Annotated in this window: 17 protein-coding genes and 1 riboswitch; of the genes, 8 read left to right on the top strand and 9 right to left on the bottom strand. The window is 73.1% G+C overall.

What is annotated here, in order from left to right; genetic code table 11:
- The first annotated feature begins 30 nt into the window (after positions 1-30).
- From P0L94_09600 to P0L94_09590, 3 genes are all read left to right on the top strand, one after another.
- Positions 31-966 (top strand): ROK family protein, encoded by a 936-nt coding sequence (locus P0L94_09600; GenBank protein WES62714.1) that lies wholly within the window; start codon positions 31-33, stop codon positions 964-966.
- Positions 959-1,738 (top strand): glucosamine-6-phosphate deaminase, encoded by a 780-nt coding sequence (locus tag P0L94_09595; protein WES62713.1) that lies wholly within the window; start codon positions 959-961, stop codon positions 1,736-1,738. Before P0L94_09600 ends, P0L94_09595 begins: the two co-directional genes overlap by 8 nt.
- Positions 1,739-1,867: 129 nt before the next feature.
- Positions 1,868-4,171 (top strand): RyR domain-containing protein, encoded by a 2,304-nt coding sequence (locus P0L94_09590; protein WES62712.1) that lies wholly within the window; start codon positions 1,868-1,870, stop codon positions 4,169-4,171.
- Positions 4,172-4,187: 16 nt separating this feature from the next.
- On the opposite strand, the gene P0L94_09585 is transcribed toward P0L94_09590, so the two are convergent.
- The 6 genes from P0L94_09585 to P0L94_09560 form a co-directional block, all read right to left on the bottom strand.
- Positions 4,188-4,586 (bottom strand): NUDIX domain-containing protein, encoded by a 399-nt coding sequence (locus P0L94_09585; protein ID WES62711.1) that lies wholly within the window; start codon positions 4,584-4,586, stop codon positions 4,188-4,190.
- Positions 4,583-5,971, bottom strand: coding sequence for an FAD-linked oxidase C-terminal domain-containing protein (locus P0L94_09580; protein ID WES62710.1), 1,389 nt, complete (start codon positions 5,969-5,971; stop codon positions 4,583-4,585). The genes P0L94_09585 and P0L94_09580 overlap by 4 nt, the downstream gene beginning before the upstream one ends.
- Positions 5,971-6,357: a YrdB family protein gene (locus P0L94_09575; GenBank protein WES62709.1), complete on the bottom strand. Its 387-nt coding sequence runs from the start codon at positions 6,355-6,357 to the stop codon at positions 5,971-5,973. The genes P0L94_09580 and P0L94_09575 overlap by 1 nt, the downstream gene beginning before the upstream one ends.
- 38 nt (positions 6,358-6,395) lie before the next feature.
- Complete coding sequence (locus P0L94_09570) at positions 6,396-7,985, bottom strand: sigma-70 family RNA polymerase sigma factor (GenBank protein WES62708.1); 1,590 nt, start codon at positions 7,983-7,985, stop codon at positions 6,396-6,398.
- A 415-nt stretch (positions 7,986-8,400) separates the two neighbouring features.
- Positions 8,401-9,546 carry an N-acetylglucosamine-6-phosphate deacetylase gene (nagA, locus tag P0L94_09565; protein ID WES62707.1) on the bottom strand — a complete coding sequence of 382 codons (1,146 nt, stop codon included), beginning with the start codon at positions 9,544-9,546 and terminating at the stop codon, positions 8,401-8,403.
- On the bottom strand, positions 9,546-11,072 hold the full coding sequence (locus P0L94_09560; GenBank protein ID WES62706.1) for a beta-N-acetylhexosaminidase: 1,527 nt from the start codon (positions 11,070-11,072) through the stop codon (positions 9,546-9,548). Before P0L94_09560 ends, nagA begins: the two co-directional genes overlap by 1 nt.
- A 90-nt stretch (positions 11,073-11,162) precedes the next feature.
- A riboswitch (ZMP/ZTP riboswitch) is annotated at positions 11,163-11,247 on the top strand.
- Positions 11,248-11,292: 45 nt separating this feature from the next.
- Here P0L94_09560 and P0L94_09555 point away from each other — a divergent pair.
- The 3 genes from P0L94_09555 to P0L94_09545 all read left to right on the top strand — a co-directional run bounded on the left by P0L94_09555 (position 11,293) and on the right by P0L94_09545 (position 16,406).
- On the top strand, positions 11,293-12,567 hold the full coding sequence (locus tag P0L94_09555) for a serine hydroxymethyltransferase (protein WES62705.1): 1,275 nt from the start codon (positions 11,293-11,295) through the stop codon (positions 12,565-12,567).
- Between the two features lie 177 nt (positions 12,568-12,744).
- Complete coding sequence (locus P0L94_09550) at positions 12,745-13,626, top strand: bifunctional methylenetetrahydrofolate dehydrogenase/methenyltetrahydrofolate cyclohydrolase (GenBank protein WES62704.1); 882 nt, start codon at positions 12,745-12,747, stop codon at positions 13,624-13,626.
- Positions 13,627-13,898: 272 nt separating this feature from the next.
- Positions 13,899-16,406 (top strand): plasma-membrane proton-efflux P-type ATPase, encoded by a 2,508-nt coding sequence (locus P0L94_09545; protein ID WES62703.1) that lies wholly within the window; start codon positions 13,899-13,901, stop codon positions 16,404-16,406.
- Positions 16,407-16,454: 48 nt separating this feature from the next.
- Here P0L94_09545 and P0L94_09540 read toward each other — a convergent pair whose 3' ends face one another.
- The 3 genes from P0L94_09540 to P0L94_09530 form a co-directional block, all read right to left on the bottom strand.
- Positions 16,455-17,000, bottom strand: a complete 546-nt coding sequence (locus P0L94_09540; protein ID WES62702.1) for a hypothetical protein — start codon at positions 16,998-17,000, stop codon at positions 16,455-16,457.
- Positions 17,001-17,031: 31 nt separating this feature from the next.
- Positions 17,032-17,829: a transglutaminase family protein gene (locus P0L94_09535; protein WES62701.1), complete on the bottom strand. Its 798-nt coding sequence runs from the start codon at positions 17,827-17,829 to the stop codon at positions 17,032-17,034.
- 85 nt (positions 17,830-17,914) lie between these two features.
- Positions 17,915-19,567, bottom strand: a complete 1,653-nt coding sequence (locus P0L94_09530; protein ID WES62700.1) for a thiamine pyrophosphate-binding protein — start codon at positions 19,565-19,567, stop codon at positions 17,915-17,917.
- A gap of 152 nt (positions 19,568-19,719) precedes the next feature.
- On the opposite strand from P0L94_09530, the gene P0L94_09525 reads away from it, so the two are divergent.
- Together P0L94_09525 and P0L94_09520 are read left to right on the top strand one after the other, a co-directional pair.
- Positions 19,720-20,022 (top strand): hypothetical protein, encoded by a 303-nt coding sequence (locus P0L94_09525; GenBank protein WES62699.1) that lies wholly within the window; start codon positions 19,720-19,722, stop codon positions 20,020-20,022.
- Positions 20,023-20,225: 203 nt separating this feature from the next.
- On the top strand, positions 20,226-21,449 hold the full coding sequence (locus tag P0L94_09520; protein WES62698.1) for an ABC transporter substrate-binding protein: 1,224 nt from the start codon (positions 20,226-20,228) through the stop codon (positions 21,447-21,449).
- Positions 21,450-21,507 lie beyond the last annotated feature (58 nt).

Below are 21,507 nucleotides of genomic sequence, written 5' to 3'. Positions count from 1 at the left end.
CGCGGCCGTCCTCCGAGGGGAGCACGGCCGATGAGAGTGGGACTGGACGTCGGAGGCACCAAGACCGATGCGGTCGCGGTGGCGCCCTCCGGCGACATCGTGGCGCGGCTGCGCCGTCCGACCGGGTGGGGTCCGGACGCCGTGTCCCGCACGATCGTCGAGGTCGTGGGCGCCCTCGCCGCCGAGCCCGGCATGGAGTCCGAGCGCATCACGTCCGTGGGCGTCGGCATCCCCGGACAGGTCGAGCCGGGCACGACGCGCGTCGTGCACGCCGTGAACCTCGGCGTCGACGAACTCGACCTCGCCGCCGCCGTCGGCCCGGTGCTCGGTGTGCCGGTGTTCGTCGAGAACGACGTGAAGGCCGCCGCGCTCGGCGCCGATGCGATCCACCGCGCTGCGGGGCGCGAAGTCGCCTCGATGGCGTATCTGAACCTCGGCACGGGCGTCGCGGCGGGCATCGTCGCCGACGGCCTGCTGTGGCGCGGCTCGCGCGGCACGGCGGGCGAGGTCGGGCACGTCCCGGTCGACCTGAACGGCCCCGTGTGCCGCTGCGGTCAGCGCGGATGCGTCGAGGCGTACGCCGGCGGCGGAGCCATCGCGTCCCGGTGGCGCGCCGCGCGCTACCCCGTGCTCGACGTTTTCGACGCCGCCGATGCCGGCGACCCGGCCGCGCGCGAGCTGCGCGGCGGGCTCGCCCGCGGCGTGGCCGCCGCCATCCGCGTGCTCGTGCTGACCGCCGATGTCGATGCGGTCGTGCTCGGCGGCGGGCTCACGGCCCTCGGCGACCGGCTGCTCGCCGACATCCGCGCCGAGCTCGACGCCGCCGCATCGGCGTCGGCGTTCATGCGCTCCCTCCGCCTCGACGAGCGCGTCGAGCTGCTGCCCGTCGGGTCGCCCGCGGCCGCCCTGGGGGCGGCCATCGTGGGAGCGACCCGTGACCCCGAGGAGGTCCTCGCCCATGGCTGAGATCGTGATCGTGAAGGATGCCGCTGCCGCCGGCGCCCTGGTGGCCGACGAGATCGTGCGCCTGATCCGCCGCGAGCCCGAGGCGGTGCTGGGGCTGGCGACCGGCTCGACACCGCTGCCGGTGTACGAGGCGCTGCGCGAGCGGATCGCCGGCGTCGACGTCTCGCGCGTGCGCGGCTTCGCCCTCGACGAGTACGTCGGCATCGACCCCGCCCACCCCGAGTCCTACCGCTCGGTCATCGCGCGCGAAGTCGTCGAGCCGCTGGGGCTGGACCCCGACCGCATCCGCGTGCCGAACGGCTCGCTGCAGGGCATCGAGCACGCAGGCGTCGACTACGAGGCCGCGATCGACGCCGCCGGCGGCGTCGAGCTGCAGATCCTCGGCATCGGCACCGACGGGCACATCGGCTTCAACGAGCCGGGCTCGTCGTTCGCCTCGGTGACCCGCGTCAAGACGCTCACCCGGCAGACCCGCGAGGACAACGCGCGGTTCTTCCCCTCGATCGAGGACGTCCCCCTGCACTGCATCACGCAGGGACTGGGCACGATCCTGCGGGCGCGTCATCTGGTGCTGCTGGCGTTCGGCGAGGGCAAGGCCGCCGCCGTCGCGGGCGCCGTCGAGGGCCCGCTCAGCGCGTCGCTGCCCGGTTCGGCGATCCAGCTGCATCCGCACGCCACCGTCGTGGTCGACGAGGCCGCCGCCTCCCGTCTCGCCCACGCGGACTACTACCGCTACACGTACGCCCACAAGCCCGCCTGGCAGGGCCTGTAGCCCGCGGCATCCGCGCAGCCCGAGCGCCGCGCGCACCGCTCGGCGTCGGTGCGGCGCCAGGAGAGAGGGGGGGTGGGAGCGGAGCATCCCTCCTGCTAGCATCGCGCTTGATCCGAGCAAGGGGTGCGGATGAGCCGACGGCGCTCCAGGGTGTTGCTTCGCGCCGCGATCATCGTCGTTGCGGTGCTGTGCGCGGCCGTGCTGGTGATGCTCGGCGTCGCCGCGCTCCAGCCGGAATCGGTGCCTCCGCCGCCGTGGTCGCAGTTCTGGGAACCCACGTCGTGGGCGGTGATCACCGTCGCCACGGCTCTCGCGTGCCTCCTGGGCTGGCTCGTGTCGCTGCCGGGCGCGCGCCGCTACGGCACGCGGCGGCTGGTCGCGATCGGGATCCTGGGCACCTCCGCCGTGGGGCTGGCGTTCGTGTCGTACGTCGAGTGCGCCGCCGACGCGGTGCCGTTCTGGAGTCCGCTGACGTGGGCGCTGGAGCTGTTCCTCGGCGTCGTGCCGGAGGTCTTCGGCGTCGTCGAGGGGTGCGCCGCCGAGCCGCCGCTGGCGCTGCTGGCCGCGCGCATGCTCGTCATCGCAACGGTGGGCATCGGCTTCGCCGCCGCCGTGGCGGTCCTCTTCCGCTCGCAGCTGGACGTGCTGCGCATGCGTCGCTCGGGCTCGCGCGTGGTGGTCGACGGCCCGCTCGACGTCACGCTGCCCGCCGCGGAGCGCGTGCGCACGCGGCTCGATGAGCGCACGATGGTCGTGGTGCGCGCCGACCCGAACGACCCGCCGCCGCCTCACCCGCGGCACCCGGGAATCGTCGTGCTGCGATGGTCGGAGACGCCCGACGTGGCGCTGCGCATCTTCTCCCTGCGCACGCGCGTGCTGCGGGGGGACCGCATCGCACTGCGCGGTCTGTTCCTGCTGGGCCCCGTCGCCGGCACGAACCTCAGCCGCTTCGAGCACCTGGACTCGCGGCTGCGCGCCGTGCGGGGCGGACGACCGCAGCACATCCGGGCCGTCGTCCGCATCGACGACGTGTGGGTGGCCGAGTTCTGGCGCCGTCGGCAGGTCGACAGGCCCGGCTGGGCGCTGGATGCCGTGGGCGTATACGAGGCGACCGCCGAAGCGCTCGTGTCGCGGTGGATGGACGACGGCTGCGACCGCGTCGCCGTCCACGGCGGATCCGACCTGGTGCTGGCCATCGCGGCCGAGGCGGCCCAGCGCGCCCGCGAGAGGGCCGCGCGGCGCCGGCCCGGCCCGCCGCCGCCGCGCGTCGTGATCGTCGGAGCGGATGCCTCGTCGCTGCTGCGACGGCACACGCTGCATCAGCGGGCATTCGGCAACGCGGGGGCGGATGTCGAGGCGCTGGACGACGCCGACGCCGAGCACGGGCTGGTCACCGCGCTCGCCGGAGCCGCGTCTCCCGCGGTGATGATCGCCCCCGCCGAGGACGCTCCCGTGCTCAGCCCGTCCGAGATCGCGGCCGCGCACCCCGGCTGGCCGGTCTACGCGCAGGTCGCCGAGGGCGGTCCGATCCCGGACGAGCCCGTCATGGAGCGGCTCTACCCGTTCGCCGCGGCGATCGGCGACCTCGGGCGCCCCGACCGCTGGGAGCGGGTGGCGCGCGTCGCACACGAGAACTTCCTGGACGACCACGGCGTCGACCCGGCGAACCCCGGCCGCCGGCCGTGGGATCAGCTGGACGAGTTCTACCGCGACAGCAACATCCGGCTCGTGCGCGAGACGCTGTCGTCCGCGGTCGCCGTCGGCCGCACCTGGGGCCCGGTGCCGCCGGGCGCCGATCCCGACGACACGGATCCGACGGAGGCCCAGCTCGACGAGATGGCGCGGCGTGAGCACGAATCCTGGCGGGCCCGGCACCTCGCGGCCGGATGGCGGCACGGCAGCCGGCGGGACGACGCGCGGCGCACGCATCCGCTGCTGGTGCCGTGGGAGGAGCTCGGCGAGACCGGCCGCGCGAAGACGCGTCGCGCCGTGCTCGACGCACTCGGGCTGCTGCGGGCCATGGGCTACGCATCGCGTCCGGCGATGGGCGACGAGCAGTCGGGGGGCCCGGAGTGGCGCACGTACCGCCGCCGCGGGGAGGTCAGGGCGGAGCGCGTCGACGAGTCGTGGACCTGGACGACGTCGACGGGGAGCGCGATGCAGGCGCTGCCCGGCGACTGGCGCGTGCGCGACGGGGAGCGGGAGTGGTCGGTGCGGCCGCCGGAGTTCGCCGACATGTACGAGAACTCGGGCGAGGGCCGCTTCCGCCGCCGCGGGGCGGTGCGTGCGACGCGCGTCGCCGAGCCGCAGACGGTGCAGACCCTGGAGGGCGCCGCGCACGCGGAGGACGGCGACTGGATCGTCGAGGGCGAGAACGGCGAGCGCTGGGTCGTGCCCGACGAGCACTTCCGCCGCGCGTACGAGTCCGGCTGACCGGCGGGGACAAGGCTCAGCGCCAGGCGAAGCGGATGAGGTGGTTTCGGCTGAGCGGAGCCAGCGGAGCGTCGTCGACGTCGGTCTCGGCCAGCCACCGCAGCTCCTCGATCTCGCCACCGGCGATCGCGGTCCCCGCGCCGACGCGGAGGCGGAACGCGTCGGCGACGACCCGGTGTCCGGGCTCGTTCGCCGCGGCGTCGCTGAAGCGTCCGAGCGGCTCGAACGAGCTCGGCTCGGCGACGATCCCGGTCTCCTCGGCGACTTCGCGCACGACGGCCGCGAGGGCGTCCTCGCCGGGGTCCGGCTTGCCGCCCGGCTGCTGGAACACCTGTGCGCCCCGCTTGCGGACCACGAGCGCCCGGCCGTCGTCGGCGACCACGACCGCCGCGCTGACGTGGACGACGCCGCTCACGGGGCGAACACCTTGCCCGGGTTGAGGATCCCCAGCGGATCGAACGCGCGGGTGATCCGGCGCTGCAGCTCCCACTGGTCGTCGCCGAGTTCGTCGGCCAGCCAGCGGCGCTTGAGCACCCCGATGCCGTGCTCGCCGGTGAGCGTGCCGCCCAGCCGCAGCGCGGCGCGGAAGAGGTCGTCGGCGGCGTCCCAGATGTGCGCCGGGACCGCGGCGATGCCGTCGTCGTCGTCCGCGGGCGGGTCGAAGACGAAGTTCGGATGCAGGTTGCCGTCGCCGGCATGCGCGACCGTCGGGATGACGAGGCCGTGCTCGCGCTCGACGCGGGCGATCTCGTCGAACATCGCCGGCAGCGCGCTGCGGGGCACCGAGACGTCCTCGATGAGCGTCGTGCCCAGACGCTCCATGGCCGCGTGCATCGAGCGCCGCACCGTGAGCAGGCGCTCGCCCTCGTCCGGATCGTGCGACACCGCGACGGTGCCGCCCGCCGCGCGCAGCACCGCGGCGATCGCGTCCGCTTCGCCGGCCGCGGACGGCCCGTCGGTCTGGATCGTGAGCTGCGCCGCACCGGCCGCCGGGGGATCCAGGTGGAGCAGGGCGTGGACGGCCGAGAGCGAGGCGGCGTCCATGAGCTCCATGATCGCCGGCTGCGCGCCCGAGGCCGTCACGGCCGCGGAGGCGACGGCGGCCGCACGCACGTCGGGGAAGGTCGCCGCGAGCGTGCACACCGTGCCCGGGACCCGGCGCCGCAGCTTCAGCGTGGCTCCGACGACGACCCCGAGCGTCCCCTCGGAGCCGATCACGAGCGATGTCAGGTCCAGCCCGGTCACGCCCTTGACGGTGCGGTGGCCGAAGTGCATGAGCCGGCCGTCGGCGAGCACGAGGTCGACGCCGAGGACGGCATCGCGCACGACGCCGTACTTGGCGCACAGCAGCCCTCCCGCGCCGGTGGCGATGTTGCCGCCGACGGTCGAGATGTCGCGGCTGGCGGGATCGGGAGCCCACCAGACGCCCTGCTCCGCGAGCGCGGCGTTCAGATCGGCGTTGACGATGCCCGGCTCGACCACCGCGATCAGGTCGTCGGGCCGCACCTCGAGGATGCGGTCCATGCGACGCACCGACAGCGCGATCTCGCCCGGCCCGGCGATGGCTCCGCCGGCGAGGCCGGTGCCGGCTCCGCGGGTCACGACGGGGGTGCGGGTGTCGGTGGCGATGCGCAGCGTCGCCTGGACGTCCTCGACGCCGGCGGCGTGCACGACGGCGAGCGGACGACCCGCCGCGGCGTGCCCCGACTTGTCGGCGCGCGCGGCGTCGAGCGCCTCGGGCGACGTGTCGACGCGGTCGCCGAGAAGGCGGCGGAGCCGCGCGACGACGTCGACGGTCATCAGGTGAACCGGCGCCGGCCCGCCAGCACGCCGATGACGACGGCGGCGACGCCGTAGCCGAGCCCGAGCCACGTCGCGCCCATGCTCCACCACGCCATGCTCGCGGCGGCGTACACCAGCAGCTCGATCACCGCGCGGACGAACGGGTGCACGGCCAGGACGGCACGGGGGGACACGAAGAGCGCCCACACCAGGACGGCCGCGACCGGCGCGAGGATGCCGACCACGATGTTCCACGGCAGCGGCCACGACGTGAAACCCCAGATGGCGAGCGTCACGAAGGCGAACAGCTCGCTGACGAAGGCGAGGATGTCGATGGCTGCCAGCGGAGCGCGCGTCCCGGCCGGCGGGGCCGCATCGGCCGGGGTGCGAGGGGTGTCGGACATGGCCTCCAGTCTACGGCGGCCGGCCCCGCCGCCTCCGCTCAGAGCAGGTCGGCGAGCTTCGCGCCCAGCGGCTGGCCCTGCAGGTCGCCGGCGACGTAGCGCAGCTCGATCCGCGTGCCCACGAGCAGCTCCCACGGCTCGGCCGAGAGGACGAGCTGCCCGTCCCCGGCGGCGTCGAGGCTCGATCGCGCGGTCTCCTCGCCGCGCGTGCGCGCGCGCACCGTCGCCCCCGGTTCGCCCTGCAGATCGACCGTGACGGTGACGGTGCCGTCGGGCGCGATCGTGGACGAGCTCGACACGATGGTCGGGACGCCGTCCGGCAGACCCACGTCGATCGCGACCTCGTCGGCCGGGCCCGGATCCGCTTCGTCTCCGGGGTGGGCGGGTGGGACGGGCGCCGGTGCGGGTGCCGGAGCGGGCGCAGCGCCGACCGTGTCCGTGGCATCCTCGGGTGCGCTCGGCTCCTGGGGAGCCGGCGGCGCCTCGGGGACGTCGTCCGCCTCGTCGACGATCTCGGGCGCCGTCTCCTCGGCGTCGGCGGGCGGTTCGACGGTCGCGTCGATCGAGAGCTGATCGGCGGGACCCGGCGCGGGAACGGGGGCGGCGTCGTGGGCGGGCCCCAGCATCGCGGCGCCCGCGAACACACCGCCCACGACGACGACCGTGGCGGCGACGAGGCTCACCATCGCGCCCATCCCCATCGAGCTCGACGAACCCGTCGCGGCAGCGGCCGCCGAGGTCTCGGCGCCCGGGGCGACCGGGGGCGCCGCCGCGCCTTCGGTCACGATCGGCGGCATCGCCGCCATGGCCATGGTGGGAACGGCGCCGCCCTGCAGCGACGCCAGATAGCCGGCGGTCCCCGCGATGCCGACGGTGAGCGGGAGCAGCACGAGGGCGAGCCGGTTCGAGACCTCCTCCGCCTCGCCGGCGACGATCGTGCAGCGGGCGCAGTCGGCGAGGTGCTCCTCGATCTTCCGTCGATCGCGCCGCGAGATGTTCGAGCGGGCGTAGGAGCCGAGGCGCTCGATCGTCCATTGGCAGGGCGATCCGTCCTCGACCGACCGCAGATGCGCCTGGACCCACGCCTCGCGCAGACCTTCGCGCGCCCGCAGAGCCAGCTGCGAGACGGCGGACGCCTTCATGCCCAGCAGCGGCGCCACCTCGGCGGGCTTCATCTGCTCGATCTCGGTGTACCAGAGGACCTCCTGCCAGCGCGTCGGGAGGCTCCGGAACGCCTGATTGGTGAGGCTGCGATCGAGGGCCTCGGCGGTGGCCTGGTCGGACGTGGACGGATCCTCCATCGCGTCGATGGCGTCGATCGCCGTCTCCTGGCGGGCGCGCCCCCACGTCGCGGCCGTGTTGCGGATGCTCGTGAACAGGTACGCGCGGAACGACCCGGTGGGGCCTCCGCCGCTCTGGAGCGACTGGTAGATGCGGGTGTAGGACTCCTGCACGAGATCGTCGGGGTCCAGCGACGACGTCACGGAGCGGGCCACGGCGATGCCCGATCGATAGTGTCGGCGCCACAGCTCGGCGAACGCGTCGGCGTCGCCGGAGCGCGTGCGCAGCACCAGGTCGGCGTCGCCGAGCGCGGCGGTGGGGCGCTCGGCGGCCAGTTCCTGGCTCATGGGGGTCTCCGGTCGGCTCGTGGCGGTCGGCGTCGTCGACACCGTCACCCGTGAGACGCGCGATGCGGGGGGATCATCACGCCGTCGGACCATTCTCACGGCTGACACTCAGTTTCGCCAGGCCGAAACAGCGTCGTCGGGCGTGTTGGAGCGCATTCGGCGACCGATTCCGAACAATCTTCCCGAAACCGCGTTGTGAATCGGCCGGTCGTGCATCTCATGGGGTGGAGGAACGTTCCGCCGGCCGGGCCGGGGGGCGCGGCGTCGGGCGGATGACGTCCTGGAGGTCCCGATCCAGGACGCGCGGGGTCGAAGAGGTGTCTCGGGGGAGAAGCCCTTCGGCCCCGCGTTCCTCGGGGGATGGGGGGACGCGGCCGTCGCATCGCGGGGAATGCGGCGGCCGCCTCGCAGCCGGTCACGGCACGGCGGCGCCGTCGACCCACACCGAGCGCACCGCGAGGTCCGCCGTCAGCAGGACCGCGTCGGCTCGCGCGCCGACGGCGAGGCGGCCGATGTCGTCGATCCCCAGCACGCGGGCGGGCGTCCGGGTGAGGGCGCCGACGGCCGTGGCCAGGTCGACGCCGGCGTCGACGACATGACGCAGGGCGACGTCCTGCGTCAGCGTGGATCCGGCGATCGCCCCGCCCTCGGTCAGGCGCGCGGTCCCGTCCTGGACCGTCACGGCCAGGCCGCCGAGCTCGTACGCGCCGTCGGGGGCTCCGGCTGCCGACATGGCGTCGGTGATCAGGGCGATCCGATCCCCGGCGACGCGGAACAGCACCGCGATCAGCCCCGGGTCGACGTGGATGCCGTCGGCGATGATCTCGAGCACGACGCGGTCATCGCCGAGTGCCGCCGCGACGGGGCCGGGTGCGCGGTGGTGGATGCCGTTCATGGCGTTGAAGGCGTGTGTGAGAAGAGTGGCCCCGGCATCGAACGCCGCGCGCGCGTCGGCGGCATCGGCGTCGGTGTGGCCGACGGCGACGACCGTGCCGGCCGCTCGGAAGCGCTCGATCGCCGCGTCTGCACCCGGGAGTTCGGGCGCGAGCGTGACCTGCCGGATGGTGCCGCGGCCCGCGTCCAGCAGGCGCGCGACGTCGGCGGGATGGGGCGAGCGCAGCAGCCCCTCGGTGTGGGCGCCCTTGTGGCCGGGGTCGAGGAACGGGCCCTCGAGATGCGAGCCGAGGATCTCGGGGTCGGATGCCGCGAGCTCGGCGATCATGGTGGTGCGCTCGGCGAGGTCGCCCATCGCGGCGGTCACCAGCGACAGAACCGCCCTCGTCGTGCCGTGGGCGCGGTGGACGGCGCGCGCCGTGCGCACGGCATCCGCGCCCTCGTCGTGATTGCACCCGCCGCCGCCGTGCCCGTGCAGGTCGACGAAGCCGGGGGTCAGCACCGCGTCGGGGCCTGCCGATCCCGAGCCGTCGACGACGGTGTCCGCGGGCTCCCACGTCGATCCGGTGCCGGTGGCGACCACGCGCCCGGCGTCGAAGCGCACCCAGGCGTCGGGCGTCACCGATCCCGCGTCGACGAGGCGCACCGAGTGGATGACGGTGGACATCACCGCACCCACGCGATCTCATCGCCGCCGTCGAAGCCGATGCCGAGGCCCTCCCACAGGCCCGCGAGTCCGGCGACCCGGTCGCGGAAGGACTCCCACGTGCGCAGATCGCTGTCGCCGGTGGCCGGCGACCAGGCGGCCTCGGCGGCGGCCGCGATGCGCGGGAAGGCCAGCGCGTCGATGTCGGCGGGCGTGCGCACCGTCTCGGTCCACAGCGGGGCCTCCACGCCGAGGATGTCGGCCTCGGAGATCCCGTAGATGAGGTCGCGCGGCTCCCACTCGTAGGCGCGGCGGACACTCGTCGCCCCGTTCGCCCACGTCAGGCCGAGCTCCGCGTCGGGCCTCGGCTTCATGTCGAGGTAGACCGCGTCGGCGGGGGAGAGGATCACCTGCCCGCCGCGGCGGACGAAGCCGCGCGTGGTCTCGTCCATGCCCTCGGTGGGTGTGACGTACCCCCAGTACTGGCCGACGGTGTCGGGATGCAGCCCGGCGGCGGCCCCGGCCTCGTGCCACGTCACGGGCGTCTTGCCGAGGTCGGCGACGATGGCGCTCGCCCGCGCGACGAACTCCGCGAACTCCGCCGGATCGGTCCCCAGGCACTCGTCGCCGCCGAGGTGCAGGTACGGGCCCGGCGTGAGGGATGCGAGTTCGCCGAAGACGTCGGCGACGAAGTCGTACGTCGCCTGGTCGCGGATGCGCAGAGACGAGAAGCCGACGGCCAGCCCGTCGTAGGGCACGCCGGGGGCGGGTGGCCGGCCGCCGTAGTCGCGCACGACCTCGAGGATGTGCTCGCTGAGCACCGGGTCCTCGGCCAGTTCGGGGTACGCCAGTCCGACCGCGTGCGTGTGACCGGGCATGTCGATCTCGGGGACGACGATCATGTGGCGCGAGGCCGCGTAGGCCACCAGCTCGCGGTAGTCGTCCTTCGTGTAGAAGCCGCCCGGGTCGCCGCCGACCGAGAGCCCCGCGGCGCGCTCGGTCAGAGCGGGCCGAGCGTCCAGGTGCAGGCGCCATCCCTGGTCGTCGGTGAGGTGCAGGTGCAGCGCGTTGAACTTCAGCGACGACGCCCGGTCGACGAACCCCTTGACGGTCGGCACGTCGAAGAAGTGGCGGGCGACGTCGAGCATGACCCCGCGATAGGCGAAGCGAGGGAGGTCGGCGATCTCGGCGGCCGGGACGATCCACCCCTCGGTGTCGGGCTCGATGAGCTGGGCGAGGGTCTGCACGCCGTAGAAGAGCCCGGCCGCGTCCGCTCCGACGATGCGCGCACCGTCCTCGGCGACGTGAAGACGGTAGCTCTCCGCCGGGCCGCCCGGCTCGACGGAGAGGTCGATCGCCCCGGCTGCGGTCGCCGCGTCGACGTCGTCGGGCTCGCCGAGGCGCAGACCGGTGCGCGCCTCGATCAGCCGGGACAGCTCGGCGGCGGCATCCGCGCCCCCCTCCAGGCGCGTACGCGCGGCGAGGCGGAAGGGGGTGCCGCCGGCTTCGAGCGACGACGGGGCGGGGACCAGCGAGAGGGGCGACACCGAGCCTCCAAGTAAAGAGTCCTAACAAAAGGGATGACGTCAGCCTACCGCCGCCGTCGGCCGGTCGCGAGCGGACCGCATCCGTTATGCTCGTCGTGTCGCGACTGGCGTTGAGGTGGGTGACCACCGGGGAGCGACCGACTACGGCATTCGACCGCACGCCTGGGCCGATACGTCCCCCGCCACGGACCCCCGCATAGCCGCAGTCAAGGAGATCGCCATGACCGATCCGCACTTCAACGCCCCGCTCGCCGAGGTCGACCCCGAGATCGCCGAGGTCCTCGAGCGCGAGCTGACGCGCCAGCGCTCGTTCCTCGAGATGATCGCGTCCGAGAATTTCGTCCCGGTCTCGGTGCTGCAGTCGCAGGGCTCGGTGCTGACGAACAAGTACGCCGAGGGCTATCCGGGTCGCCGCTACTACGGCGGATGCGAAGAGGTCGACGTCGCCGAGGAGCTCGCGATCGCGCGCGCGAAGGCGCTGTTCGGGGCCGAGTTCGCCAACGTCCAGCCCCACTCGGGCGCATCCGCCAACGCGGCCGTCCTGCACGCCATCGCGCGCCCCGGCGACACGATCCTCGGCCTCTCGCTCGATCACGGCGGACACCTCACGCACGGCATGAAGATCAACTTCTCGGGCCGCCTCTACAACGTCGTCGCATACGGCGTGAACCCCGAGACCAGCGTCGTCGACATGGACGAGGTGCGCCGTCTCGCGCTCGAGCACCAGCCGAAGGTGATCATCGCGGGCTGGTCGGCCTACCCTCGGCAGCTCGACTTCGCCGCGTTCCGCGCGATCGCCGATGAGGTGGGCGCGCTGCTGTGGGTCGACATGGCCCACTTCGCCGGGCTCGTGGCCGCGGGCGTCCACCCCTCGCCGGTGCCGCACGCGCACGTGGTGTCCTCGACGGTGCACAAGACCATCGGCGGCCCCCGCTCGGGCTTCATCCTGACCAACGACGCCGACATCGCCAAGAAGATCAACTCCGCGGTGTTCCCGGGCCAGCAGGGCGGGCCCCTCATGCACGTCATCGCGGCCAAGGCCACCGCCTTCAAGCTGGCGGCGACCCCGGAGTTCCGCGAGCGGCAGGAGCGCACCGTGCGCGGCGCGGCGATCCTCGCCGATCGGCTCGCGCAGCCGGACGTCGCGGGCGCCGGCGTCTCGGTGCGTTCCGGCGGCACCGACGTGCACCTGGTGCTGGTGGACCTGCGCGACGCCGAGATCGACGGCAAGCAGGCCGAGGACCTGCTGCACGAGATCCACATCACCGTGAACCGCAACGCCGTGCCCAACGACCCGCGGCCGCCGATGGTCACGTCGGGCCTGCGCATCGGCACACCGGCGCTGGCGACCCGCGGATTCGGCGACGTGGAGTTCACCGAGGTCGCCGACATCATCGCCCTCGCGCTGCAGCCCGGTGCCGACATCGCGGCCCTCCGCGCGCGGGTGGACGCCCTCGCGACGGCGTTCCCGCTGTACCCGGGGCTCACGCAGTAGGCGGGCATCGAGGCTGGCGATTCGCCGCGACCGACCGTAGAATACCTATGAGCATAGGTATTCAGGATGGCGGTTCGACGACGAACGCCGGGCATCGGCATCCGCTCATCGGAAGACGCGACGCCGCCGGCGCCGTGCGACGCCGATGATGGGGTGCGCGCTTCAGGGAGGAAGATCATGACGGCACAGGTTCTGGACGGCAAGGCGGCTTCGGCCGCGATCAGGGAAGAGCTCACGGCGCGCGTCGCGGCGCTGAAGGAGCGCGGCATCACGCCCGGCATCGCGACGGTCCTCGTCGGCGCCGACCCCGCATCGCAGCTGTACGTCGGAATGAAGCACCGTCAGTCCGAGGCCATCGGCATGAACTCCATCCAGAAGGAGCTTCCCGCCGACGCCACGCAGGCCGACGTCGAGGCGCTCATCGACGAGCTCAACGCCGACCCCGCATGCCACGGCTACATCGTGCAGCTTCCGCTGCCCAAGCACCTCGACACCGACGCGATCCTCGAGCGCATCGACCCCGACAAGGACGCAGACGGCCTGCACCCGACCAACCTCGGCCGGCTCGTGCTCAACGTCAACACGCCCATCACGTCGCCGCTGCCGTGCACGCCGCGCGGCGTCATCGAGCTGCTGGTGCGCAACGGCTACGACCTCGCGGGCAAGCACGTCGTCGTGGTCGGCCGCGGTGTCACGATCGGCCGCTCGATCGGACTGCTGCTGACCCGCCGCGAGTACAACGCCACCGTGACCCTCACCCACACCGGCACCGTGGACCTCGGCCACCACCTGCGCCAGGCCGACGTCATCGTGGGCGCGGCGGGCGTGAAGCACATCGTGCGCGCCGAGGACGTCAAGCCCGGCGCGGCCGTGCTGGACGTCGGCGTCACGCGCGAGGACGACCCCGAGACCGGCAAGAGCAAGGTCTACGGCGACATCCACCCCGACGTCGCGGAGGTCGCCGGCTGGCTCTCGCCCAATCCCGGGGGCGTCGGCCCGATGACGGTCGCGCTGCTGATGACGAACGTCGTGGAGGCCGCCGAGCGCGCCGCCGGCTGAGCCGTCCGCGCGACGGGCCGCGCGCAGCATCCGAATTTCGGGGAACACGCCCGGATTCGGAGCGTTCGCGTCGCATGTCCCGAATCTCGCCCGCGGATCCGAATCTCGGAGCCCGTACGGATGCTTCGCGCCACGAATCCGTGCGGCGCCTATGGCTTCGCCGTGAGGGGACTGACGTCCCTGGCGCCGCCGGCGAGCGCGCGTAGCGTGGGGATTAGACGTGGCGACGACGCGCACCACGCCTTCCGGCCTGAGAATCGGAGGACCTGCGCATGACGGACACCGAGCTCGCTCCCGACGACCTCGTACGAATCCCCCTCGGCGACCTGCCGGATCGGCTGGGTTCCGCCCCCGAGGGGCTCACCGCGGCCGAGGCCGCCGACCGGCTCGCCCGCAACGGCCCCAACGCCGTCGAAGAGACCGCCCGCAACCCCGTGCTGGTGTTCCTCGGCTACTTCTGGGCGCCCATCCCGTGGCTCATCGAGATCGCGCTGGTGCTGTCGCTCGTCCTGCGGCACTGGCCGGATGCTGCGATCATCGGGGCGCTGCTGGTCATGAACGGGCTCGTGGCGTTCTACGAGGAGCATCAGGCGGCCGACACGATCGCGGCGCTGAAGAAGACGCTGGCGACGTCGGCGCGCGTGCGCCGCGACGGCGCCTGGACCGACGTGCCCGTCGCCGAGCTCGTCGTCGGCGACGTCGTCCACGTCGCACTCGGCGACATCGTGCCGGCCGACCTTCGCATCCTCGACGGGGAGGACGTCTCGGTCGACCAGTCCGCACTGACCGGGGAATCCCTGCCGGTTGCCCGCGATGACAGCGACGAGCTGTACTCCGGGTCCGTGCTCGTGCACGGCCAGGCCGACGCCATGGTCATCGCGACCGGTGCCGCCAGCTACATCGGCCGCACGACGGCGCTCGTGGCGTCGGCGGGCACCACGAGCCACGTCCAGCGGATCGTGCTGCGCATCGGGCGGCTGCTGATCTACGCAGCGCTCGTGCTCGTCGTGCTCACTACCGCGGTGTCGCTGCTGCGGGGGAGCGGCTGGCTGTCGGCGATCGACTTCGGTCTCGTCGTCATCATCGCGTCGGTGCCGGTCGCCATGCCCGCCGTGCTGTCGGTCACGATGGCCGTCGGCGCGCGGCAGCTTGCGGCGCAGAGCGCCGTCGTGAGCCATCTGCCGGCGGTGGAGGAGCTCGGCAGCATCGACGTGCTGTGCTCTGACAAGACCGGCACGCTGACGCAGAACCGCATCACCGTCGGCGAGCCCTGGCTCGCGCCCGATGTCTCCGCCGAGCGGATCCTGGGCGCGGCGGCTCTCGCGACCCAGCCCGGCAGCAAGGACCCGATCGACGCCGCTGCCGTGGCGGCGGCGCCGGACGGGCTCGACGCGTACCGGCGCACCGCGTTCACGCCCTTCGACCCCGTCACCAAGCGCACCCAGGCCGAGTACGAGACGTCGGGCGGCTCGGTGCTGCGCGTGACGAAGGGCGCGCCGCAGGCGGTCATCTCGCTGTGCGAGACGACGGATGCCGACGTCCGGACGGCCGCCGAAGAGGCCGTGACCGGCTTCGCGGCGCACGGCGACCGGGCGCTGGCCGTCGCCGCGGCCGAAGGACCGGACGCCCCGTGGTCGCTGCTGGGCGTCCTCCCGCTGGCGGATCCGCCGCGCCCCGACTCGGCCGAGACCATCCGCGACGCGCGGGCGCTCGGGGTCGAGGTGAAGATGATCACCGGCGACGCCCTCGCGATCGGGCGCGAGGTCGCCGGACAGGTCGGCATCCCCGGCGACCTGCAGGACGCCCGGCGCCTGCCGGAGTCCGTCGACGCGAAGACCGCCGTGCCCGACGAAACGGCCGACCTCGTCGAGGAGGCCGGCGGCTTCGCCCAGGTGTTCCCCGAGCACAAGTACCTCATCGTGCGCGCCCTGCAGTCGCGGGACCACATCGTCGGCATGACCGGCGACGGCGTCAACGACGCCCCCGCCCTGAAGCAGGCCGACGCCGGCATCGCGGTGTCGGGGGCGACGGATGCGGCGCGGGCCGCCGCCGACGTCGTGCTGCTCAAGCCCGGCCTGTCGGTCATCGTCTCGGCGATCCGGCTGGCCCGCGAGATCTTCGGCCGCATGACCAGCTACACCGTGTACCGCATCGCCGAGACGATCCGCGTGCTCCTGCTCGTCTCGGTGTCGGTCATCGCCCTCGGGGTGCGGCCGGTGTCGGCGATCATGATCGTGATCCTCGCCCTGCTCAACGACGGCGCGCTGCTGTCGATCGCCTACGACCGGGCGAAGGGCGCCGACAAGCCGGTGCGCTGGGACATGCGCAGCGTCCTCACCGTGTCGGGCAGCCTCGGCACCGTCGGCGTCATCGAGACGCTCGGGCTGATGTGGCTCGCGTGGACGGTGTTCGGCCTGTCGGGCGCGGCCGGGCTCCTCGTGATCCAGACGATGGTGTTCCTGAAGCTGTCGGTGTCGGGCCACCTGACGGTCTTCGTCGCGCGCACGCGCGGCCGGTTCTGGACCAGCCCGGGGCCGTCGTGGCTCCTGCTGGGCGCCGTCGTGATCGCCCAGATCATCGCCACGATCATCGCGGCGACCGGATTCCTCATGGCGCCCCTGCCGTGGGCGCTCATCGGGGTGGTGTGGGGCTGGTCGCTGCTGTGGTTCCTCGTCGAGGACCAGGTGAAGCTCGCGGCCTACGCGTGGCTGGACCGTCGGCGTCCGCGGAGTCCGAATCTCGGAGAATCAGCCGCGATTCGGAGCGTCGGGCGCACCTGATCCGAGTTTTGCGTGCGGATCCGAGTTTCGGATGCCGTTCCAGGAGGCTCAGCCGTTGCCGAGGTCGTCGAGCATGCGGCGCTGCTCGTCGGTGAGGCCGTCCTTCAGCTCGCGGCGGCCGGCGGCGGCCTCGGGAGTGACGGATGCCGCGGCGGCGGCATCCGTCCCCTCGCGTCCGAGCGCTCGGTCGTACAGGTCGCCCGCGTGCCCCTCGATGCGGTCGTCGACGGCGTCGTAGATCGCCCAGCCGATGAGGAGGAGGACCGGCGGCAGGATCCAGCCCCAGAACCAGCCCCCGACGCTCACGCCAGACAGGAGCACGGTGGCCACCCACACCAGGAACGCCACCGCCACCGCGAGCATGAACTCGACGAGCTTCTCGCCGGCCTTCGTGCGCTGGTGGGCGGACTTGGCGGCCATCGAGGCGAACCAGCGATGCACGAGCGGCTTGATCCAGATCGCGATCACCGTCAGCACGATGCCCGCCCACAGCGCCGACCAGCCCACGCGGGCCGGCGTGAACCACCCGATGAGCAGCAGCACGACGACGTTGAACACCAGCAGCGACGCGAACCGGACCACCCATTTCCTCATGCGACCACTGTGCCACGTGGGCGGGAGACGGTCACGAGACCGACACGAGACGATCCAGGTCGTCGGTCGGCAGATCGTCGGCGACCGCCGTGACCGTCATGTCGACCAGTTCGGTGCGGCCGGAGAGGATCGTGAGGAACGCCGTGTCGGCGGCATCCCGCCCCGTCGCGATCCGCACCAGCGTCTGGCGGGGCGCGAGTGTCGTGGCATCGACCACGCACCACGCGCCGCCGATCCACGCCTCGGCGACGGCGTGGAAGTCCATGGGGTCCAGCCCGGGCGCGTAGACCGACACGAGCCGTGCAGGCACCCCTGTCGCGCGCAGCAGAGCGACGCACAGGTGCGCGAAGTCGCGGCACACGCCCTTGCGCGCGAGGAGGGTGCGCTGGGCGCCGTCGGTCGGCAGGCTCGAGCCCGGCACGTAGGCCAGGCGCGTGCCGACCCACGACGACACCGCGGTCAGCAGCGTCGCGTTGCCCTCGAGATCAGCGAACTCGGCGGCGGCGGTCGGCGCCAGCGCGTCCGACTCGGCGTATCTGCTCGGCCGACTGTAGACGACCCGATCGACGGGCTCGCCCCCCAGCGGAGCGGCGTGGCCGTCGAGGCGTGCCGCGTACTCGACGATCAGCTCGCCGACCCCCGGCGCGACGCGATGCAGTCGGGTGCCGTGGGCGTCCTCCCATTCCGAGACCTCGAGCGGCTCTCCGCCGAGCGTGACGACGAGCGACTCGTCGGCGGGCGCGTACTGGCGTGCGACGGCGACCGACAGCACCAGCTCGGCCGGTTCGGTGACATTCAGGACGATGCGGCTCGTGACGTCTCTCTGCATTCCGCCAGAGTGGCAGACGCATCCGCCGGCGCGGGGGCGCTTCCCCGGCGGGCGCGGGCGTGATACGACGCTCCCGCCGATGCCGTCACGAGTTCACGCGGATGATCTCCTGCTGGTATGGCGCGATCACGTCGCCCGAGATGCGGCAGTCCAGCACGAGGAAGCGCCGCCTCGCGACCGGCTCGGAGGTCCACGTCGCGAGGCGCTCGAGGTCCTCGATCGTGCTCACCGTGACGCCTTCGGCGCCCACGCCCGCCGCCAGCGCGGCGAAGTCGACCTGCGGGATCAGCATCGGCTCGCGCGCGAGCCCCTTCAGCCCGTAGAGGTTCACCTCGGCCCCGTAGGCGGCGTCGTTCCAGACGACGGCGACACCCCGGCCGCCCGCGACGCGCACCGCCGATTCGAGATCGGCGAGCGCCATGAGGCCGCCGCCGTCGCCGGTCGAGAGCACGATGGTCGCGTCCGGCTGCGCCAGCGCGGCCCCGGGGACCGAGGGCCACCCGAGTCCGATCGACTGGAACGCGGTGCCGACCATCATCATGCGGTCGGGCGACGCGACCGGCCAGTGCATGTTCGCCCAGCCGATGAAGTGCCCGCCGTCCGACACCACGACGCGGTCGTCGGGGAGCAGCTCGCCGATGCGCGTCGCGACGGACCGCGGGTCCAGGCGTCCGTCGGCGGCGACCCCGTCGCCCGGGTGGTAGGCCCGCAGGGGTGCGAGATCGACCGACTCGCGCCAGCCGCTGGGACGGGCGCCGATCCGGTGCAGCTCGTCGCCGATCAGGCGGGCGACGATCCCGGCGTCGCCGCGGACGAAGCCCCCGACGTGCGGGTGGGTCGCCGCGGGCGCCACATCGACCTGGAACACGCGCGTCCCGGGGGCGAACAGCTCGCCGAAGCGCATCGTGAACTGGTTCAGCGACGCCCCGAACACCACCGCGACGTCCGCTTCGCGCACGAGGGCCATCGCCCCCGCCGCGCCGAATCCGCCCGTGACGCCGAGGTCGTACTCGCCGCGTGGGAAGATCCCGCGCCCGAGTGCGGTCGAGGCGGTCACCGCGCCCGTGGCGTCCGCGATGCCGCCCAGCGCGTCGCCGGCGCCGGAGATCCAGGCCCCTCGTCCGGCCAGCAGCAGCGGCCGCTCGGCGGCCGCGAGCGCCTCCGCGATCTCGCGGATCGCGCCAGCGGCGAAGGCTCCGGCGGGGGCGACGGGAGGGGGAAGGCGGGGCTCGGGGACCTCGGGCACGTCGCCCGCGTCGAGGCGGGCCACGTCGTAGGGCACCGCGAGCACCGTGGGGACGCGGTAGGTCAGGGCGTGCTCGATCGCGATCATCGTCGTGGCCGCGGCATCCGTGCGCCCGACCGTGTACGTGCGCGCCCCGACGGCCGAGGCCATGGCGATCTGGTCGACGTCCCACGGACGCGGTCCCGACGTGGGCTCGTCGCCCACGACGAGGACGAGCGGCACGTGCGCCTGCACCGCCTCGGCGAGGGCGGTGAGCGTGTTGGTGAAGCCCGCGCCGTATGTCGCGGTCGCGCCGGCGAGACGCCCGGAGGCGCGGTGGTAGGCGTCGGCGGCCACGACGCCGCCGGCTTCGTGGCGGACGGCGGTGAAGCGCACGCGCGTGGCGCGCTCGAGCGCGTCGAGCACGTAGGCGTTGCCGTTGCCCATGACCCCGAAGACGTGGTCGATGTGGCGGGCGAGGGTCAGCGCGACGTGCGCGGAGACGGTGGGCATGCAGTAGTCCTCCGAGACAGGGACGGATATGAGGCCGTATGTGTCTCGCGCGCGCTGCGATGCGCGGCTGCGTGCCCATTTTTCGAGCACCGGCGCACCCCTGCGCCGGACATGTCGATCTTAGCCGAGCCCGCGCGGGGCAGGATGGGGGTATGAAGACGATCCAGCTGCGCCGTTACACCCTCGTCGACGGGGAGTATGACGCCTTCCTCGCGTGGTACGACAAGTGGATGCCCGATGCCCGGCCCGCGGCCGGCTTCGCGATCGAGTTCGCGTACGGCATCCGCGAGACGAACGAGTTCCTGTGGGCGGTCAGTGCCGAGTGCGACGCCGAGGCGTTCCAGGAGCTCGACGCGGCGTGGAGGGCCTCGGACGCGCGCGCCGCGGCCTTCGCAGGCGAGCCGCAGCGCATCGCCTCCACCGACATCCGCCTCGTCTCGGACATCAAGGACTGACCGATCGGGCGCCCCCGCGCCGTGCTGTCGTGGAGCGGCGTGCGGGCGTGATCTTCGGCGGGAACGGCGAGCGTTCCCGCGAAGTCAAGTGCTGTTCCTCGTAGGACAAGGGGCGGGAGCGCTCTGTTTCTAGCCTGGGCTCAGATCGATGCCGATTCGCCCCCGGGACGCTGCCGTCCCGCGCTCACCTGAGAGGCACACACATGCACATCCCACGGAAAATGCTCGCCGCGGCCGGAGCCGTCGCGGTCGCCGCACTCGCCCTCGCCGGCTGCTCGTCCAGTGACACGGGCGGTGGCTCGGATGCCGCGACCGGCGAGCCCATCACGGTCGCGGCTCTCAGCGGCCTGACGTTCTTCCCCGAGGCGCCGCAGGCGGTGCAGGCGGTCTTCGACGACTACAACGCCGCGGGGGGCCTGGACGGCCGCCCGATCCAGTACGACGTCTTCGACGACAAGACCGACCCGGCAGCCTCGGCGACCGCCGCGCAGGACGCGCTGTCGTCGGGTGCCGTCGCCCTCGTCGGCAGCTCGTCGCTGCTGGACTGCGCCGTCAACCACGCCACGTGGGAGGACAACGGCATCGTGTCCATCCAGGGCACCGGCGTCGACCCGTACTGCTTCGCCACGCCGAACATCGCGCCGACCAACACCGGTCCCTTCTTCGACGCCTTCGCCACACTCACCTACGGGTCCGAGGAGCTCGGCTTCGAGAACATCTGCGCCGTGATCGTCCCCGACGAGGCGGCCGCGAAGTCCGCCTACGAGCAGGCGTTCGCGTCGTGGAGCGCGGCCACCGGCAACGAGCTCGCCTACCTCGACGCATCGCTCGTGCGCGGCCAGGCGAGCTACGCCGGCAACGTCTCGAACCTCAAGGGGCAGACGTGCGACGCCGTCTTCATGAACGAGGTGGGCGACGCCGTGCTCGGGTTCCTGGGCGAGGCGGCCAACCAGGGCATCTCGCTGCCGTTCCTGGTACTGACGTCGGCGTACTCCGACCAGTTCGCAGCATCCGCCGCCTACGGGGGCGACATCTACCTGCCGGCCGAGTGGGCGCCCTACGGCGACATGAGCATCGAGGCCGTCGCCGACTGGTCCGAGACGATGGACGCCCACGGCGTCCCGAAGACCTCCTTCTCGCAGGGCGGCTACCTCGCGGCGAAGTACTTCATCGACATCCTCGAGTCCATCGACGGCGACATCACGCGTGAGAGCTTCACCGCCGCCGCCAAGGGCATGACCGAGCCGATCGACTCGCCGATGGCGCAGGCGCCGTACATCTTCGGCGACGCGGAGTTCCACCAGCCCAACAACGCCGCCTACCCGGTGGTGCTGCGCGCCGGCACCAACGAGTGGGAGTCGCTCGGCCCGCTCCTGGTCGGCGACGAGCTCGGCTGGGAGTACACCACCGTCCCGGCCGGCAGCTGACCGGTCGGCACCCGACCCGGTGCGCCGCGGCATCCCCGCGGCGCACCGGGTCATCCGA

Source organism: Microbacter sp. GSS18, from assembly GCA_029319145.1.
GTDB lineage: Bacteria > Actinomycetota > Actinomycetes > Actinomycetales > Microbacteriaceae > Microbacterium.
The sequence above is the reverse complement of the archived record's forward strand: the minus strand, read 5'-3'. Positions and strand labels throughout refer to the sequence as shown.